This window comes from Cohnella sp. CFH 77786 (assembly GCF_019400745.1).
Classification (GTDB): domain Bacteria; phylum Bacillota; class Bacilli; order Paenibacillales; family Paenibacillaceae; genus Cohnella.
Genome location: NZ_WJIB01000018.1, coordinates 20,076 through 38,283, shown reverse-complemented (window position 1 = coordinate 38,283; position 18,208 = coordinate 20,076). Strand labels below are relative to the sequence as shown.

Below are 18,208 nucleotides of genomic sequence, written 5' to 3'. Positions count from 1 at the left end.
TCAATGCATCATTAGGCTTTCAATCGTGACAATTCTTGCGGCAATATTCAGTATGGTTCGATTTCAGCGTTATCGGGAGAAATAGTTATACTACGCTCATGTCTATCGTATTCAAGCTTATAACCCGCTGTTTCGTATAGTTTCCGGAGTGCAATACGTGTTAAATCTAAAGCAAAACTGTATAATTCTTCGGAATCAGGAACTTCCGTGCCTTCTATAATTTTAATTGTTGAATTAAACCGACCTTTACTGAACGTAACCCAATTCCCATTATCAAACAACATATAATACGATTTTGATTTTTTGTGATAGAGACTTTTTTCAAGATAAGGAAACGACCTAAAACTATCAGGGGTTGTGTAAAATGTTCCCTCCATTATTGTGCCGATCAGATTATGTTGAACTCCTTGAGGATCAATGGAAATATAATCATCTGTAAATACATTTTCCTGAACATTCTTAGGTATCAAAATATTGTATGATTTGTTTTCATTATTTGCCGTTACTTCCTCGGCGTAAGATGTTGTGCCAAAAACAAAGAATATAATTAATACGGTTATCAGCAAAGTCACTGTCCTCTTCATTTTCATACTTGTTCTTCTCCTCTTAAAATGGTTATTGATACACCTTTAACATGCTCATGCAGCGATTCGCTTTCGCCTTCGTTAGTTGGGTTCTTTTCAGATGAAGGCCCTATCATAACCGTAATAGATTTTTTATTCTTTACTGTTACTGGTAACTTAAGTTCACCAAAATAGATCAAAAAGGAAGAACCTATCGGTAACCTTCTAATTAAGTTCTTCAAGAAGACAACAGCATAGTCATCACTTGGAGTGTCCGGAAGTATATCTCGAAGATCGACTTTTATTACCTGATCAGGCTTTGCATATAGCTTCTTAACGAGCTTACCACCTTTATAAACCATTACATTAGTTCGACGACGATATAGTAGTACAAACAAGAGAATGAGGGCCACAACCGGAATTGGCCATATTATCTTTTGATCTGGCTTGCTTGGAATCTCCTTCGGAAGTATTAGAGGTTGTTTAGTATCCACTTCGTGAATGTCTTCTGTAAGAGGAGGTTCATTGGGTTGCTCTACAGCCGTGGGAATCGGTATTTCTACGGCGACCGGAGGCGGTTCGCTCGGCTCTACGGCGACCGGAGGCGGTTCACTCGGCTCCACGGCGACCGGGGGCGGTTCGCTCGGCTCTATTACGGCGACCGGAGGCGATTCGCTCGGCTCTACTACGGCGACCGGAGGCGGTTCGCTCGGCTCTACGGCGACCAGAGGCGGTTCGCTCGGCTCCACGGCGACCGGAGGCGGTTCACTCGGCTCTACGGCGACCGGAGGCGGTTCGCTCGGCTCTACGGCGTCCGGAGGCGGTTCACTCGGCTCTACGGCGACCGGAGGCGGTTCACTCGGATCTACCACGACATCAAACGTATGCTCTGTATAATCCGATGCCCAACCGAAAAGCCTGGTTGTAATTTGAGTCGTTCCCTGTGAAACACCAGTGATTTGTCCAGTTGTTGGATTCACGGTGGCTATCGAGGGGTCAGCAGAAACAAAGGTTGAAGGAGTTTTAAAATATTCATCAAGAAATCCCTGATGCCAGGACACCGTATTTGACCAAGTAGTTCCATCATTTGTGCTTAAAAATCCATATCCCGGCGAACGCATTTCTCCGACATTAAGACTGAAAGATGCTCCGAATTCATTGCCATCTACAAAACCGTATCTAATTTGCGGTGTAATTATTTTTGACGCTGGTATGCCGTCGATGATCGCCTTATTTGTCCCGTTAAAGAGGTTTACGAACGTTGAATCGATGATCAAATCAAGCAAGTTCGTTAATCCCGATAGTGGTGTAACATCAATGATCGGATTGTATTGCAAATTTAATGAAGTCATTTGAGTTAATCCAGATAAGCCGGACACGTTTGATATGAGTGCTTGTGAAGCTTGCAAATTTTGCAAGACAGTCATGTTTTGAAGTGCATTTAAGTCTTTGATGAGCGTGTTACTTAGAAATAGCTGATTCAACTTCGTCATACCAGCAATTGGCGAAATTTCAGGAATCGGGTTATTACTAAGGTCCAAGTAAGTAGTCTCCGTTAACCCTACTAATGCTGAAAGATCGACGATATTATTTCTCGAAAGATCGAGCCATTTTAGATCAATCAATGTTTGAAGAGGGGTTGCATTCGATAAGTTGTTGTTAGAAAGAGTGAGTGTTTCTAGTTTCGACAAATTAACAAGCGGGTTGATGTCAGAAATTTGATTTTTGCTTAGCAAAAGGTTTGTCAAATTCGTCAAACCTGAAACTGGGGATACATCAGTGATTTGGTTCCATTCCATAACAAGTGATGTCAAATTCGTGAGTCCTGCAACAGGTGATATGTCTGTAATCTGGTTGAATTCAGAACTTAGAAAAGTAAGATTTGTCAAACCGGCAACTGGCGAGATATTATTTATCTGGTTATTTCCAATAAAAAGTGATTTCAGGTTCAACAAACCTGCAATTGGCGATATATCTGTAATTTGGTTAAATCCGAGGTTTAACCACACAAGATTCGTCATTCCATTGATCGCTGCAATGCGCGTAATTTGGTTATTACCAATATCCATTACTTGAAGAGAAGTAATACCGGATAGAGACGAAATATCCGAGATGTTGTTATTGCTTAAATATAGACGTTTGAGGCTAGAACCCTCAAAAATATCCATGCCTTCTAGACTTGAAATATTCTTGTTCGAAAGGTTCAGATAATCTCCACCGGGGTCGCTTGTTTTCACAACAATATCCGATTGATAAACAGTATCCGTTACTGAAACCCCAAGCCAATCATGAATCACTTTATTCAAATTCGGGTCAGGGAACTTTGCCTCAATATCGACTGCATCAGCATAAACCGTTCGTGGTTGGAACGTTATAGACTTTCCAACAGTAAGTTGTAGAACCATAAAGATACTAAATAGCAGAATCACGTATCTCACTCTCATCTTTTCCGCTAACTCCTTTGGCTTCTTTTTTACAATCAGATAAACAAGGGTTGTTTGTGATATTTTTCACATGTAGGGTTAAACTTAAAAACTTCTAGGCCAGCTACTTATCTCGGTGTCAACCTTATCCCAAGATGTATTCCAAGCACCACTAATGAATTGTGGGATAAAGTCAGAGATACTTGATGCAATTTTCGTTTTAACCATGACAGTGTTGATTAGACCCTTTGACTCATTATGGAAAATAACAGAAAGAGCCAATACGCTCGTAATAAGACAATGTTTCATTTTCATTTCAAGTCACCTTCTCGAGTGAAATTATCCTTCTTATTTTTCATGATCTCTGCTTTCTTCTTTAGATAAGTCTCATGTCTCTTTTTCTTCTCCTTATCCAGCTCGATCTTACCTTTCAGATTTACCTCCGCAGCTTGTCTTACTTTTACATTCGTGTAATTGTTTTCATGAACAAAGTTGTCAATCTCAAAATGCCGCTGTTTAAAGAAAACCACTACATCAATTGGACAGTTAGTAACCGCCGTTATTAATTTTTGTAATTTCAAATAGGTTTCTCCTATGTAATTTGATGTACTGTCGGAATCAATGATAAGAAATTTCTTGTGCTGCTCCCTTTGTGACATTGCATCCACAACGGGGGAAAAATCAATTTCATTCATAGTAAAATTAAAGCCCGAAGTTACAGTTACAGCCCCTTCTTGTAATGCTTCTATTGCCCATTCCGCTCTTACTAAATCAGCATTTAATGACTCGATCCCACGTATGATTGAAGAGTCTGTAGAGACAGATGCCGATCTAAAAACTTGCTTTCCATGTACGGTAAGCCGGTAAACTTTATCAAACTTTTTTCTAATTTCTTCAATATAACCATATACACTCACAAGTTGACGACATCTTAACCTGATTACTTCATTAGATCGTTTTGACTCCTCGGGAACTAGCAAGCATATTTGACTTATCTTTGCATGGCCAAATTTATCGAGCACACGTAATATCTCCATATCCACAGCGCTGAGACTCTTCATAGGAAAATCACCTTATCTACCAGAATGGATTTTGAGTTGATTTAGTTTCTGTTGTGATTTGATAGTTTTGTTCACTAATGTGTCCTTCAGACCCAAGTACGTAATTCTCGTAAGGATTGCGCGCCCATTCCAGTATTTGAAAATCCTGCCCTGTCATAAACGGAATCTGATATTCAGATTCACTACTTGCTCCCTTGGCTTTGAATCGTCCTTTTATATCTGAAATATTTGTTGCTCGTTTATCTTCAAAAATCATTATAGATTGACTGGAACTCATCCATCCTCCAACAATAACTCCTAAATTACTTCGTATATCAGCATTAATAAAACTTTCAGCAGTTGGTCTTTGTGCGGTCAATATTATGTGAATTCCAAACGATTTAGCTCTTAAAACTAACTCTGTTAGATTACGAAGGGCGACTGCAAAATCCTTGCTATCTAACCTCAGCTTTAAAGCATTTGCTTCTTCTATAATTACGAAAATTCTAGGATAGAATCTAAGGTGCTTATCAAGCGTTAATAGCATTTCGTATTCACTGTATTGAGTTATTCCTAATTCTTTAAAATAAGATATTCTTGCCTCTAATTCCCCACAGAGCTGTTGACTCAATGGATTGAACTGGGATGTATCCCCTAATACGATATATCCTTTCTCTCTAAGAAAAGAAAATTCGATACCTCCTTTAAAATCAAAAATAATAATCATATCCTTTCGCGGAATCATATCCCTTCGCGGTAATAGTTGCCATAATATAAACCTCACTTCTGCACTTTTCCCACTACCTGTACGAGCAGCAATTCCACAATGGCCTTCTAAATTAGGATCCCATTCCACAGGACCTTTAACGTCAAATCCTAAGCAAATCCTATCCCTTGAGATTAGATGCTCAATTTCATTGTAAGTAATCATCGAGGCAAGTTTTTTATTTGCCAATTCTATAGCTGTAATACCAGTATTACCTTCAAAATTTTCATGAATAAAGTAAACTTGCTTGCGTACTTGTGATTCAATAGTTGCAATCTTGCTTTGGTAATCTTGCGCGGTTATTCCTCTAATTTTCATAATATGATATTCTGTCGAACTATCTTTATTGCAAATGAAATCTGGAGTTTTGTATTCATGTTTGGGAAAAGTTTGATTAAACAACTCTTTCCATTGCTTGTCTACAGGATTTTTATTATTTATGATGCCATTTCGTTCTATCGTAGCCCTATCCCCTTCCACCACTTCTTCCTTCATTTCTTGATTATCAAACGCGTCTTTCCGGCTAGATGCCAAATAAAACACTATATCTCCTGGGTGATACTTACCCGAGTGAATTTTTCCGCTTACATACCTTCCTGTGTAATTCTCAAGACTCTGTATCTTTCTTTCAAGCTGTTCTGCTGTAACTCCCTTAATGTTCATCCACCATTCTTGACGACCATTCTCATCCTCTTCTAAAAGGCTTGGCCCACTTATTGTTGTCCCTTCAGGCTTAAAATACTTATATATAAAATCAGTTATTTTTTTAGCTAGAATTTCTTCCATGCTCTTTGAATGCTGAATTGCTGGTTTTCTTTCGGTGTCGGTCTTAGTTTTAATATTTAATTTGTCTTCTAATAAGTTATAGTGATTAGGCTTTTCTTCCTTATATTTCATTAATGCTTCTTCAATATATGAATGATTGCGATGTTCACAAATCTTATCAAAATATGTATCAACTACGTCTTTTACCGACATATTCTTAACAACAAACCAATAACTATTATTAACGTTGATCCGATAGCCATCTTTCCTCCACTCTCTACTTTCTCCTAATAAGACTGTTATCTTTTTAAAATATCGCTTGCCTCTGTAATGTAGCCCTACCAGATATAAACCAATAAACAAAAAGACAACGTTGATACTGCTATGTAAACCAAGGAGTTTCGCAATCACTGAAGTTAAAAGCATGTAGAATACAGTCATTTTCAAGACTACCCATTTAGAATCAACATACCACGGAAGAAATAGAGGTTTCTTAATATCCGGAATCTCAGTTGCTAGACTGTTCAGACTTTTCATATCAAGGATTACTTCTACAGCTTTTTTTAAGTCCTGCTTATTCGTAGGTTGTAATGTACACGCATTTTCTACACTTTGTCCATGGGCCTGGACTTTCTCAAACAATATCCTTCCATAAGCAACTGCAAGCCTCGAATCAGACTCCTTTTCATTTTCTCCTTTTCTAAAGTTGAACCGCAGCGATGATTTTATTTTCTCTATTAGACTTCCGGGTAAACCTCCTGTGCGACTCTCCCGGTTCATAAAATCACTCCCTTTATTGAAAATTACATTTGTTTATATTGTTTCTATATTTTAACTATTTTAATTATAAGGGATTATTCAAGTAGTATCAATAAATTATTTTCCATGTATTACCTATTTATTCATCTATTGAAGTAAGAGCAACATCGATCATTATAGTAAAAATAAAATGGCATTCCTTTGAAAGAAGGAATGCCACAATTCGTTGAGTCTTACATTTCCACCAAATGGTCTTCAACAATTACTTTCGTCTTCGTAGAGCTTCCTCGTTTACTGAAAGTATTCCCGAGCTTATATCACCTGTAGTTCTTCGTGCCGTTCCTGATACCAGTTAATAAACCGTTTATCAGAATAAACAAAAGATTTCATTGATTCACTTGACATTGAATAAGCTTTGGAAAATTATTGAATCTGTAGGCATTTAGAACTGAATCTTTGAAATGATTCGGAACAATAGAAATGATGCAGGTCATCCGACCGGAAAAATGGTCGCGAAAGAATTTTTTTCGCAAACCTTCAAGTCTTCATCCCTTATTGTAAGAAAGTTTACCAGCTCATTCAGTATTTCAAGGAAAGCATAAAAATCTCAATGGAGTGAAGAAAGTGGAGAGAAATGTGAATTTTGATATTACCTATAGTAAAGAATTTCTTTCGAGCAATCGGGATTACTATAATAGCCTGGCAAATAATTGTGTTGAGCTGCTTGATGAATTACTTTTGCTTATCGAACACACTCCCGTATTAAAACAATTAGAGTACAGGTATGTAAATATTTTGGTAATACTACAATTTGTCGATCTTGAGTATGACTATCTTTTTGCAATAGTCAAAAACCTAAGGGATGAAGGGGCAAATATAAATCCTACTGAATTTCTAATGCATTTGAAAAATTACTTAGTGCATATTGATAGTTTTATCGATTACTTAGACGGTTTTCTTTTGGTATTAAGTGAAGAAACTGATGAATATGATTATCGATTTGATCGAAAAGCAATTCCGGAATTTCATCTAATTAATGAAACAAGAAATCAAATTCATCATAAAAGCCTGCCTACTGTAGATTATAATTACTATACAATCGCTTCCGGTCATGCCGATTTGGCTATCAGAGAAGAAGTTCACCAAATCATGTTGCGTTGGCCGCTTTCGGATCGTTTTACAGATACAGTTGACCTATCGATACTGCTCCGCGATACACGAGCTGCCGTGAAGACACAGTTTGAAGCTGTGATCGAATATTTACTTCAAAATTTAAAAAAACAATCATAACTCTATTACCAACGAAAAAAGTTGTACGTATTTGAGGTTACAGAACATCATTTTTAATATCGATTACTTTAGAAAAACAAAATGACATTCCTTTACAACTAGGGTTGCCCCTTGTCAGGTGATCCAAAGATGGTTATTCGTGTTGGGAGACCAACAAATTAATGAGATAACAGCAAGAACCCCACTCCGAATGTTTAGGCGTGGGGTTCTGCTATGTTCTTTCCTCATTGCTCATGTTGTTCACTTCGAATCTTGATAAATTTTGGCCGCGCCAACAAAGGCCAGAAGAACGATAACAATTGCCCAAACGACGCTAACTCCAATTCCTTTACCGCCAGTCGCGATTCCGATTTTCCCCATATGTATGTTCACCCCCTTTCATGAGTCCTTCTCCTTGTTTGACATAAAGAAGATCGCAGCAAGTAATGCGATACCGATCGCTATCAAAGCTTTTGTACTCATACTAAAAGCATGTTTACCAACTTGATTTTTAGCTTCTTTTACGGCTCTCTCCGCGTAATCGAATCCTGGGGTGACAATCTCCGATGTATCTACTTTGTTGGCATCGTTCTCAGCTAATAAGTTGAACCTAGTTGCGTCATCCATGCGGGCAAACTGTATAAGGCAAGATTCAACTATTTGACTTATCGGGAGTCCGGTCTGCTTACAGACATCTACAACCTTTTCATTAATGCTTACACTTTGCGATGTTTTATTGGGGTATTCCTCATTTAGAACTGCCACGTTAAATCAGCGCCCCCTCGCTTTAGTTAACTAAAATCATATTATTAATTCATATTATATACTATGAAAATGTAGTTAGCAATATACATTTTGAAGTATTATCGCGTGATTCTTACCCGCTAAGACCAGTGAGCCAAAGAGAAGAGGAAGATTGTGCTATTATATGACAATCTTCCTCTTCTCTTTATGTTATTTGGCAGGATATTTAAAACTTCCTGTCGAAAATCCAATTTATGCCGTGGTTATCGTAGATACTATTCATTGGAAGGCGTGAACTAATTGACATTACAAATCGTAAAAGCAACTATAAAGCATTTTCGATCCATTGACGAAATGACTATTGAATTCAAAGACGGCGAGCCACTAATCATTTGTGGTGCGAATAATATTGGTAAAACTAACTTCTTGAGAGCACTTGATTTGTTCTTCTCAATGGTTCCGGAGAAATTCAGCTACTTTGATATTCCGTACCATATTGCTGAAGGTAGTCGTGGCCATGGATTCAAAAGTGATATTACAGTAAATTTTATTAACACAGCGAATAGAGACACCTATCAAATCAAGACTACCTTCTCTACAAAAAACAATGAGAACACCCTACAAGTTACTGGAAAGAAGAATGGAAAAGCAATCACACCTGAAGACGCACGGATGATCGTAAAACAAAGCTATAAATTTATGTTCATTGAATCCAACAATATTGATCTTCCTAGTATAATCTCAGAAATATTTAAGGAAGATGTGCTTCCGGGGCTAGACGCCCTGAGGAAAAAACAAGCCCAGCCGTTAGCCATTTTGTCAGATTTCATAGTGAAGTCCCAAGAAGCATTGAAAACAATCGAGTCAAACATTACAAAACATTTTAAGAAATTTATGACCGGTGTGGAAGGGTTAAATGCGGATGATTGGGCAATCAAAATATTTTTCCCGGATTACACCAACCTCAGGGAGGCGATCTCCGGACTAGTGAATTTCACTCTAAAAGACACTAATAACACTCTTTTAGACACAAAGGGCAGCGGAATACAAAGGATGGTTTTACTGTCCTTGATTAGCTATATCTCTCAAAATTTTGATGAGAAAGTTATTTGGGCTATTGACGAACCCGAGGTGTTTCTCCAACCGAATCTTCAAAAAAAGGTGTACAGAGAGCTTAAAACAATAGCTAAAGATGTTGATATCATTGTGACGACACATTCCCCACATTTTATTGACATCGCCAACTGTGAGAATACATATCTGTTTGAGGCGGAACAGACACCGGTTCAGTACACCAGACGACCAAAAGAACAGTTTATTAAACTGAGTACATATGTGAACAACAAGAAAGGGACACAAAAAATTGAAGCAATTAGAAAACATATGGGGCTTGGAAAAAATGATTCATGGAGTATTGTGCCGTTCAATGTAATTGTTGAAGGTGAGGAAGATAAGAGATACCTGCAATCATTACTTACTGCCTTTGATATGGACATTCCCAATATATTGGTTGCTGGTGGTTGTAGTAAGATGGCAGGCTATATCGAGTTTTTAAAAGAATTTGCAGAGGATTTAGACTTCATACCCACTGTAGTCTGCCTGCTTGATCACGACGAGGAGGGTAGAAGTACATTCAAAAAGTTAGAAAGCAAATCAAAAACCCAAAAGTTAAAAATAATTCCTAAGCATATCTCCCGATTTGATGGAAAACATAATCAAAATTGGGATTATGAAATGGAGGATATGCTCTACCCAGAGTTGATATTTGATGCTGCCAACAAGTTTCTGCGGAAAAAGAAGTATAAAAGTCTGGTCGCTAAACAAAAAGCAAAGCGAGCTAAGACTTCATATGAAAACATCGAAATTCTCAGGTTTATCAACGAAACTCATAAGGATATAAACCCTGATCAGAAACCCTTGGATTTTGAAAATGAAGGTGCTAAAAAATATATTTGCAATGAAGTATGTATCGCTATAGATAATGACCCAGGAAAAGTATTAGCCTTGAGTAGCAGCTATCCAGAAGTTAAAAACTTCTTAGTTAATCTGTTGAAGCTTGGGGAATAAGACTGGAGGTGGCGTATGGGGATCGATTTATTGCCCGAATCTATACGTAATTATTATGAGGTACGAGAATGGCGCCATGCTTGTGCTGTACTGAGTACGGATTTTCCGGAAGAATGGCGAGAATTGATTGCTGTCTTAGAGGGGTTCCGTTTAAACCGCAGCGATGTTATCTCCGCCGGTGGGAATAAGTCATCAATTTCAGGGAAGCTAGACAGCCATTTCTATCGCTTGGGTTGGGTGGAGAAATCATTTAACACACAAATTCTTATTGACGGCGTGGCTCACGAATCTCCGACACACAAAGTGGACTGTTTTAAAAATCGAATTGCTGTTGAAGTTGAATGGAATAATAAAGATCCATTTTATGATCGCGATTTAAACAACTTCCGACTTCTTTTCGATCTCAGGGCGATTGATGTTGGGGTTATTATCACTCGTTCAGACGAGCTCCAGACTATTTTCAACGCGCTCGGTAAGGGCTCTTCGTATGGCAACTCCACTACTCATATGAGCAAACTTACCCCACGTATTCTAGGTGGAAGCGGCGGCGGTTGTCCTATTCTGGTGTTTGGCATCACTGAAAAGTTGTACATTGAAGCATAGTTTAAAGGCCTTGGGATGAACCCAAGGCCTTTAAACTATGCTCTTCTTCTTGCAATGATCAGACACTCCTGAACATTTCGGTTTTTATCTTCTCTTCTACCCATGGTGCTGTGTAGGTAGTCTTGGAATCGAATATTTACTTCATAAAACCGCTCAGCGAATTCCTCTCGCGCAAGTTCTACCAACTCTTCTAGTGTAATCATCCCAGTGTCACTATAACTTAAAACGAGGTGGGATTCTCGTTGAAATACCTTCGAGAACATTTCTCTAAATGCACCTTTAACCTGGGTCCGGATGCAAAATGGTGATTGATGCCGATCAGTTCTATACCTGCCTTTATGAAGCACTTCAGGATAGTCGTATCTAACCAAAGTTTCGATAACATGATAAAACCTTGAATAATGCACGAATGCATACGGTGGATCGGCATAAACAACTGTGTTATGAGGAATATTGTTTAAGCATTCCCTATAATCTTGAGCTGTTACTTGGTATTCAAATTGATTGATATTTAACGTATCACGCAACTCTTCAAATTTACGAATAAAGAAAGGCAGAATCTCTTTTCTTCGATAAATCAAAATATCGTTCATTGAAGACATATTCGTTGCATCGCGATATTGTGCATAATGACCAGTACTTTGAGAGTTGTATGACATTGCAAACATCAAGCTGGAGATAATCGCATTGTAAAAAGGCGAGTTAATGTATTCGTCTTCTGCGATTGATCTAATAGCGTCTATCCATAAGCATTGCTCATATGACCAATATGTACCCGAATAATTCTTTGCAAATAAATGATTTGGTTGAGCACCGAAGTTAAAATTGATTAAATCCTGTTGGCTCTTTTCAAGTTCGTTAAACTCAGTTAGTGTAAATTCTCGGTTGTAATTAAACACAAGTTGTGGATATTCGTTTTTGAACCGTCGTACTCGGTCGTTTGCTAGATCCACAATGTGTTCTAAGATACCGGGATGTTCATTCCATGGATAACTTTCTAAGTAGGTTTTAGCCAACACGGAGGAATAACTTTGAATATCGTTTGAAATCACTGTTGCTTGGTTTCTTAAAACACCGGATAGCACCGCTGTACCAGCGAATAAATCGCAGACGTGTGCGCCTTCAACATAAACCTCGTTAATCCCTTCAACTACGAAATCGATAAGGTTCTTTTTAGAACCCATATATTTTATAATATGTGGTACATCAACGTTAGATTGCAGTGGCATTAGGTGCGTTCCTTTCAAGGGGTCTCGTGTAAAAAAGCTGCCTAAACATTATTATATTCGACAAAATCAGCACAGAACCTTCTTTTAAGAACAAATGTTTGTATTTTTCTTGAAGGAGTCAAGTTATATGACGATGCCTGGTCAAACCGAAATGGAAGTACCGTTGCTGCAAGTCCTAGTTTCCTTAGGAGGCAAAGGAAAACCGCAAGAAATATATCAACTGATGACCGAAAAGTTCTCAAGTCTCACTCAAGACGATCTTGAAGAAAAGATCGATTCAGGTGGCAACAAATGGACCAACAGAATACAATGGGTCAGAATGAAACTTATCAAAAAGGGTGATATGCATAATCCGCAAAGAGGCGTTTGGGAAATAACAAACCAAGGAAGAAACAGAATAAACAGCGCTAATGTTACTTGGGAGGTAACCCAGAGACCTTCTACTAACTTAGTTGAACTATACGATACATACGAAGAAGAGTTTAAGGCACAACTGCTAGAAAAGCTATATGAGTTAACACCTAGACAATTCGAAGAATTTGGAAAGAAACTTTTGCAAGCTTATGGCTTTATTAATCTCTCTGTAACTAAGACTAGTAAAGATGGCGGCATTGACGGCTTCGGTAAATTGAAGATCGGGCTTGCTTCTATGAATGTAGCGTTTCAGTGTAAACGATGGCAAGGGAATAATGTTGGAAGCAAGGAAATTCAGCAATTCAGAGGCGCGATCCAAGGAAAATATGAACAAGGGATTTTCTTTGCAACGTCCGATTTTACTGAGACTGCCAGAGACCTTTCATTTCAACAAGGGGCCGTGCCAATTGTATTGCTAAACGGAGACAGTATTGTTCAAATGATGATTGAAAAAGGACTTGGTGTTTTGCGAAAACCACTTTACCTTTACTACGAGAAATTCGACGACTTTATGGACAGTTAAAATTGAAGCCCTTGCTATTTCAAGGGCGTCTTTTTATTCATCCTTAACGAATATTGTACAAATATAGTATCGATGCCCAACCGGACGGAAGGCTAGAGGATCTCACCTCTTTTTCCCGATAACGATAAAGCATGTCCAAAAAGTATTTTGCATGTAGGAATGCATCAACTATTGGACGTGTTTCTTCTGACCAATAATCATTTACTTTATTATCAAACACTTTTCCTGTTCCTTGTCGAACGATTCTCATGAATCGTTCATTTAATTCGACATTCAATAATGAAGAAAAGAGTGATACCATCTCTTCAGTATATTCTTGGGATCGAAATGCCTTAAAGCTGTGATGGTAAAAACGATAAATCAAGTCTTCATAAACCCAATGGCCTGATACCTTTTCATACATTTCCTCAATTTTTAGGCTGTTGGTATTAATATTTTTAATCAGCTGTTCCTCTAATTCATCCCTTTCGCCTTCTCTGCGGGAAGCCCACATTCTTTTTTGAATTTGCCGATCTAAATCTCGATATTCCACGCTCAATTCATCTAAAAAACTAAGACGTTCATCATCCGGTAAAACCTTTATGTACTTTATTACATCATCTTTATTCATAATCTTCTCTACCTCGCTCTGTTATGTTATGAAATGAATATAATCACGGTAAATTAGAGCTCCCCTCCCCTTCACCGTGTATGATTATAGATCGTAAAAACCAATTTTCGCCTCGATGACGAACGCAATGACTAATAAAACTCCCCAGATTATTTTAATTTTTTTCATCTAACTTCCCTCCCTCATCATGATTTGCTAATACTTTGCTACAGTTCAAACACTCTCGTATTCCTTTACCCGACGATACCAGGTATTGGGCTTCATATTGCATTTTTTCATCGCGGCGACAGCAGTTATGACCCCAGCTTTCCATTCTTCATACGCAACTCTAAAGGAGTCATTGATTTCAATTTTTCGTTTGCCGAACTTTATCCCATCTCTTTTAGCTTGTTCTATACCATCTGCCTGACGCAGCTTGTTCTTCTTTCGTTCTTGTTCAGCAACATACGATAGCATTGATAGAAACTGATCTTCAAGGAGCTTACCTAAGTCACCCATGGCTTTAAATTTTCTTGAGTCGAAAAGGGTTTCATAATCAAGAACAACAATATCTGCTCCGCGATCACGAGTGATAAACTTCCATTCGTGAATAACACCATCATAGTCTCTTCCCAGTCTGTCCAAAGAATCAAGATAGAGAAGATCTCCCTTATCGATTATTCTCCTTAATGTTTGGTACTCTGGACGATTAAAGTCTTTTCCTGATTGTTTATCAACAAAAATAAACCTTTCCTCGATACCGAGTTCTTTCATTTTTATGATTTGGCGTTCCGTGTTTTGATCTTTACTACTCACACGTACATAACCCAATATCATTCGGCCATTACCTCCATAAGCAATTTCAAAAGGTATCCCCATCATACGGACATATTTCAATTAGGGAAATCGGGCATTTAGACATAGCTTTTCCCTACATTTTTAGTACGGTCAGGAGGTATACTTTTCGACACACTCTCATCAAAGTGATTACTCATCCTTGGATAAGCCTTACTGATAATCCAATTCGTAATTCCGGGAAATTCTCTGCTGAGTTTTCTGAAACGAGTTGAATTACAAAAACCCGTTTCGCTTCATGTAATCTTCTCGGCCATACTGGTTAAACCTCAACATGGAATAACCTGTAACATGCTCGTGTGGTAGGATTCCCATGTAATCAGTCCCCGGTTCCGTAGGCATGTAATCAGAAGAAATAAAGTAAAAATTAAAAAGTACATTGTCATCATCTTCGACGTCGAATACGAGGTTATCCATTATCCTAAACAATTCAACCTTGTTCACATATGAAAACCCATTTTTTTCGATAATGTAAAACGGATATTCGATATTCACTTCTATAATTGTTTGAATGACCTTCAGATTATCAGGAATTTGGTTTAAATAACCGTTAAGCGTCTCGACTTCTTTAAAAATCCCTGATATCCACAATGAAGACTTATTTCTTGCCTCTACGATAAACAATCGCGTACACTCCCTCCGCATTAACTAATAACAATGCTATGTACAATAACCTTCCTCACAATAAACCAAATACACTCCCATCATCAGCTTACGTAGGAATCCCCTGTAGTCAATCTTGTCCAACTTGATTGTTATGCCAACCTTCAAAATCTTCTCTAGAGCGATCTCTGCATCAATCGCTGCCTCAATATCATCGCTGGAAAAAGAACTTGCATCGAACGTTGCTAAAAATATTATTTCCGAACTGTTTTTATTTTCTTGTTCTAGTGCAAGGTACAGCTTTTTGATACGGTGCTCTTTGCAGATCGCGTTGATAGATTCTTTGTTGGCTACTATCTTCTTCAAGTTACCTCTTTGCTGAATTGACATTTGCCTCCCATCCTTTTAGAGCAAAAGAGCCATCGCTTAACATTTAATCTTGTCATAGATGGCTTATGCTCTTGTTCATATAGTTTTCTGAATTTGGACAGATGTTTTTGCATTTGTCCAGAGCGCCTAACTATTATGAACAAAGGTGGGTAAAAATTTGTTATCAATGGAATCAAAATCAAATTAATAGGACTTTTAAGCCATCAGCATCTGATAAGGATATCCTGTATGATAAACCCTCTCCGCATTCTGTTTGATTAACTCCAAGATTTTGCCGATGGTTAAAACGGGGTTACTTTGACCATACTTTTCCTTCAGAACTTTACTTATTTCTACGCCTTCGTGATGAGCATAAGTAACCAAAAAAGGTACATCATCTAGATTGACGAGTCTATCGAGATCATTATCTCTGTTTTGCTTGGCCGTGACCTTTCTCAAGTTAATATCGCGCACATCTAACTTCACATGGTTCGAATGGTCCACTTGAATGCCTGGCATTAATTTTTCGTACAAACCCATTACAAGGCGATGGTAATAAACCAATTTTCTCTTTCCTTTGGCAGTAATAAATGTCGCCATATATCCGTTTACAAGTAGCCAATAATGCTGCCTGACTATGTCCAATTTTGAAGTGGATACAATAGCAATTGCACCTCCCACCCCGCCAAGAACTACTTCTGCCACCTTATCATCAAGAATTCTAATTTCATTTTTTATCATTTTGATCATTCTTCCCTCTCATTTAACATTTTCGCTGAGTTAACGACAACTACATACTCTCTAACTGAACCACTGGATCTTCTTTCTTCATATAGACAACTCCTATCATATTTTATTGAGTTCCGATATCCCCTTATGTTTCCCGCTACAACTCTGGATATCTGTCTGAAAATCATAAAAAATCACACTTCCTTGGATACTTGATAAATTAACTAATTTTTGAGTCTATTAGCTACTTTTTTACTTCGCTTAGCTCTTTTAGATAAAAACTGCTTATCAATTATGGGGAATCCATAGAAAAGTCCCATAATTATTATCGATCACCTAATAAATCTGAATATTCTGTTTTTTTAGTTCGTGCTCATAAGTTAAGCAACCTCGCTCAGATTATGTCTCTTGGATTCGATAAACCCCATTCATAGGTGCTGATCGAATTACGCTTCACTTACTTTAAGCTAACCTGCGAAATCATCTTGCGGAGCACCTAGGTCCCATTCTTATTCTTCGTAACCAAGCTCCAAACGCTACCTCCGACATTAGCTCGACCCTCCTCCAGCGCTTCATCATTAGTCATCTTTAGATCGTCTTTAGTCAATACATTAATGTATTCCATCAATATTCACAATAATGTAAATTTTATATTATATTTACATGTAAATTTAAAGAAAGAACCCGTAGATAGACTCTCTACGGGATACCTAATTGCACGATTATTGTAATACCCTTCAGCATTTAATAGTTACGATGGTTTCTTAAACTCCCATGCTATGTCAAACTGAGGTGTTATTACTACTTTTCCTTGCTTATTAATATAACCAAACTTTCCATTACTACCTTCAAAAGCGGCATATCCATTACTAAAGGAGTAATAGTTATTATTGGGTACATTAAAAACAACTTTCCCTTTATTATTTATATAGCCGTAGGTAGTCTTTTCTCCACGGGCAATGCCAACGAACGCTAAGCCATCTGAAAAAGGCCTGTTTTCTTCATTAGATTGAGGTTTGAATATATACTTCCCTTTTGTATCAATATATCCATAATATAAACTCGCTCGAAGCGAAATTTGTGCAATCCCTTCAGAAAAGGAGGCTTGGGAATATAATTTACCTAACAGAATTACATTACTCGATTTATCCATATACCCATCACCACCCTTTTCACAAGTGACAGGGGCAAATCCCTCCGTGAAAGTCCCAGTAATATTACAATTATTTTTAGTTTTTTTGATCGTGAAGCTTGCTGGGTAAACAATTTCCCCTTTTGTATTGATTAATCCAGCAATGAATTTTCCAGACTTATCGTCAGTTCCATAAACATATGCGTAGCCCTCACTGAAGGGAGTAGCATATTCATAGAGCGGTTTAATTACTTCGTTACCTTTTTTATCAATAAATCCATGCCTATCGTACCCATCTTTATCTTTAACTCTAATTAACGCCCGTCCGTTTGAGAAAGAACCCCAAATTCCTTTTCTTGGTTCAAACAATACTTTTCCGGATTTATCAATAAACCCACCGATAGTCTCATCACTAAAGCTAGTCCCATCATCGAAATAAGCCACCCCTTCATTAAAACTCGAAAGCCTTTTATACTGTAGATCAATAACTATTTTTCCAGAAGCATCGATAACACCTTTCTTGCCGTTCAAAGTAACTACAGCCAATCCTTCTTGAAAGCTTTTAACCTCGTCATAAATATTCGGAATAACTAATTTGCCATACGAGTTTATGAAGCCCCATTTTCCATCCTTCTTAACTGCTGCTAGGATAGGTTCTTTTATATTACCCCTTTCTGTTGCAGCATGTGCTGCAGGCATTATGCTTAGCAGGATAATAAAAGAAAGAAAAATAAGAAAGTTCTTTTTCATAAACCAAGACCTTCTC

Annotated in this window: 16 protein-coding genes; 4 read left to right on the top strand and 12 right to left on the bottom strand. The window is 37.8% G+C overall.

Annotated features, from left to right (window positions below; translation table 11 throughout):
- Positions 1 to 47: 47 nt before the first annotated feature.
- The 4 genes from GE107_RS21725 to GE107_RS21710 form a co-directional block, all read right to left on the bottom strand.
- Entirely contained in the window at positions 48 to 590 is a 543-nt protein-coding gene (locus tag GE107_RS21725; protein WP_219642951.1) for a hypothetical protein, read from the bottom strand.
- A complete protein-coding gene (locus GE107_RS21720) occupies positions 587 to 3,007 on the bottom strand; it encodes a leucine-rich repeat domain-containing protein (RefSeq protein WP_219642949.1) in 2,421 nt (806 codons plus the stop codon). Before GE107_RS21720 ends, GE107_RS21725 begins: the two co-directional genes overlap by 4 nt.
- A 290-nt stretch (positions 3,008 to 3,297) precedes the next feature.
- Positions 3,298 to 4,047: a hypothetical protein gene (locus GE107_RS21715; protein ID WP_219642936.1), complete on the bottom strand. Its 750-nt coding sequence runs from the start codon at positions 4,045 to 4,047 to the stop codon at positions 3,298 to 3,300.
- Between the two features lie 16 nt (positions 4,048 to 4,063).
- Positions 4,064 to 6,337 (bottom strand): helicase HerA domain-containing protein, encoded by a 2,274-nt coding sequence (locus GE107_RS21710; RefSeq protein ID WP_219642933.1) that lies wholly within the window; start codon positions 6,335 to 6,337, stop codon positions 4,064 to 4,066.
- 603 nt (positions 6,338 to 6,940) lie between these two features.
- Here GE107_RS21710 and GE107_RS21705 point away from each other — a divergent pair.
- Positions 6,941 to 7,606: a hypothetical protein gene (locus GE107_RS21705; RefSeq protein WP_219642930.1), complete on the top strand. Its 666-nt coding sequence runs from the start codon at positions 6,941 to 6,943 to the stop codon at positions 7,604 to 7,606.
- Positions 7,607 to 7,984: 378 nt separating this feature from the next.
- Here GE107_RS21705 and GE107_RS21700 read toward each other — a convergent pair whose 3' ends face one another.
- Complete coding sequence (locus GE107_RS21700) at positions 7,985 to 8,350, bottom strand: hypothetical protein (RefSeq protein ID WP_219642928.1); 366 nt, start codon at positions 8,348 to 8,350, stop codon at positions 7,985 to 7,987.
- 279 nt (positions 8,351 to 8,629) lie between these two features.
- Between GE107_RS21700 and GE107_RS21695 the strand changes: the two genes are divergently transcribed.
- Both GE107_RS21695 and GE107_RS21690 read left to right on the top strand, forming a co-directional pair.
- Positions 8,630 to 10,396, top strand: a complete 1,767-nt coding sequence (locus tag GE107_RS21695; RefSeq protein WP_219642925.1) for an AAA family ATPase — start codon at positions 8,630 to 8,632, stop codon at positions 10,394 to 10,396.
- Positions 10,397 to 10,411: 15 nt separating this feature from the next.
- The gene (locus GE107_RS21690) at positions 10,412 to 10,999 is read left to right on the top strand and encodes a BglII/BstYI family type II restriction endonuclease (protein ID WP_219642922.1); all 588 of its coding nucleotides are present in this window, start codon (positions 10,412 to 10,414) and stop codon (positions 10,997 to 10,999) included.
- A 35-nt stretch (positions 11,000 to 11,034) separates the two neighbouring features.
- Here the strand turns inward: GE107_RS21690 and GE107_RS21685 are convergent, their stop codons facing one another.
- A complete protein-coding gene (locus GE107_RS21685; RefSeq protein WP_219642920.1) occupies positions 11,035 to 12,228 on the bottom strand; it encodes a DNA adenine methylase in 1,194 nt (397 codons plus the stop codon).
- Between the two features lie 127 nt (positions 12,229 to 12,355).
- Here GE107_RS21685 and GE107_RS21680 point away from each other — a divergent pair, with 127 nt between their 5' ends.
- Positions 12,356 to 13,165 (top strand): restriction endonuclease, encoded by an 810-nt coding sequence (locus GE107_RS21680; protein WP_219642918.1) that lies wholly within the window; start codon positions 12,356 to 12,358, stop codon positions 13,163 to 13,165.
- A gap of 43 nt (positions 13,166 to 13,208) precedes the next feature.
- Here the strand turns inward: GE107_RS21680 and GE107_RS21675 are convergent, their stop codons facing one another.
- The 6 genes from GE107_RS21675 to GE107_RS21650 all read right to left on the bottom strand — a co-directional run bounded on the left by GE107_RS21675 (position 13,209) and on the right by GE107_RS21650 (position 18,192).
- Complete coding sequence (locus GE107_RS21675; protein ID WP_219642915.1) at positions 13,209 to 13,775, bottom strand: hypothetical protein; 567 nt, start codon at positions 13,773 to 13,775, stop codon at positions 13,209 to 13,211.
- Positions 13,776 to 13,988: 213 nt separating this feature from the next.
- Complete coding sequence (locus GE107_RS21670; RefSeq protein ID WP_219642913.1) at positions 13,989 to 14,591, bottom strand: recombinase family protein; 603 nt, start codon at positions 14,589 to 14,591, stop codon at positions 13,989 to 13,991.
- 234 nt (positions 14,592 to 14,825) lie between these two features.
- Positions 14,826 to 15,233 (bottom strand): hypothetical protein, encoded by a 408-nt coding sequence (locus GE107_RS21665; protein ID WP_219642910.1) that lies wholly within the window; start codon positions 15,231 to 15,233, stop codon positions 14,826 to 14,828.
- Between the two features lie 36 nt (positions 15,234 to 15,269).
- Positions 15,270 to 15,602: a hypothetical protein gene (locus tag GE107_RS21660; RefSeq protein WP_219642906.1), complete on the bottom strand. Its 333-nt coding sequence runs from the start codon at positions 15,600 to 15,602 to the stop codon at positions 15,270 to 15,272.
- A gap of 195 nt (positions 15,603 to 15,797) precedes the next feature.
- A complete protein-coding gene (locus GE107_RS21655; RefSeq protein ID WP_219642905.1) occupies positions 15,798 to 16,331 on the bottom strand; it encodes a hypothetical protein in 534 nt (177 codons plus the stop codon).
- Between the two features lie 730 nt (positions 16,332 to 17,061).
- Complete coding sequence (locus GE107_RS21650; RefSeq protein WP_219642902.1) at positions 17,062 to 18,192, bottom strand: WG repeat-containing protein; 1,131 nt, start codon at positions 18,190 to 18,192, stop codon at positions 17,062 to 17,064.
- Positions 18,193 to 18,208: the final 16 nt, after the last annotated feature.

Excerpts from the sequence above, each read along its gene's own strand:
- GE107_RS21725 (WP_219642951.1), bottom strand. The coding sequence starts at position 590 with ATGAAAATGAAGAGGACAGTGACTTTGCTGATAACCGTATTAATTATA.
- GE107_RS21720 (WP_219642949.1), bottom strand. The coding sequence starts at position 3,007 with ATGAGAGTGAGATACGTGATTCTGCTATTTAGTATCTTTATGGTTCTA.
- GE107_RS21715 (WP_219642936.1), bottom strand. The coding sequence starts at position 4,047 with ATGAAGAGTCTCAGCGCTGTGGATATGGAGATATTACGTGTGCTCGAT.
- GE107_RS21710 (WP_219642933.1), bottom strand. The coding sequence starts at position 6,337 with ATGAACCGGGAGAGTCGCACAGGAGGTTTACCCGGAAGTCTAATAGAG.
- GE107_RS21690 (WP_219642922.1), top strand. The coding sequence starts at position 10,412 with ATGGGGATCGATTTATTGCCCGAATCTATACGTAATTATTATGAGGTA.
- GE107_RS21685 (WP_219642920.1), bottom strand. The coding sequence starts at position 12,228 with ATGCCACTGCAATCTAACGTTGATGTACCACATATTATAAAATATATG.
- GE107_RS21680 (WP_219642918.1), top strand. The coding sequence starts at position 12,356 with ATGACGATGCCTGGTCAAACCGAAATGGAAGTACCGTTGCTGCAAGTC.
- GE107_RS21675 (WP_219642915.1), bottom strand. The coding sequence starts at position 13,775 with ATGAATAAAGATGATGTAATAAAGTACATAAAGGTTTTACCGGATGAT.
- GE107_RS21670 (WP_219642913.1), bottom strand. The coding sequence starts at position 14,591 with ATGATATTGGGTTATGTACGTGTGAGTAGTAAAGATCAAAACACGGAA.
- GE107_RS21660 (WP_219642906.1), bottom strand. The coding sequence starts at position 15,602 with ATGTCAATTCAGCAAAGAGGTAACTTGAAGAAGATAGTAGCCAACAAA.
- GE107_RS21655 (WP_219642905.1), bottom strand. The coding sequence starts at position 16,331 with ATGATCAAAATGATAAAAAATGAAATTAGAATTCTTGATGATAAGGTG.
- GE107_RS21650 (WP_219642902.1), bottom strand. The coding sequence starts at position 18,192 with ATGAAAAAGAACTTTCTTATTTTTCTTTCTTTTATTATCCTGCTAAGC.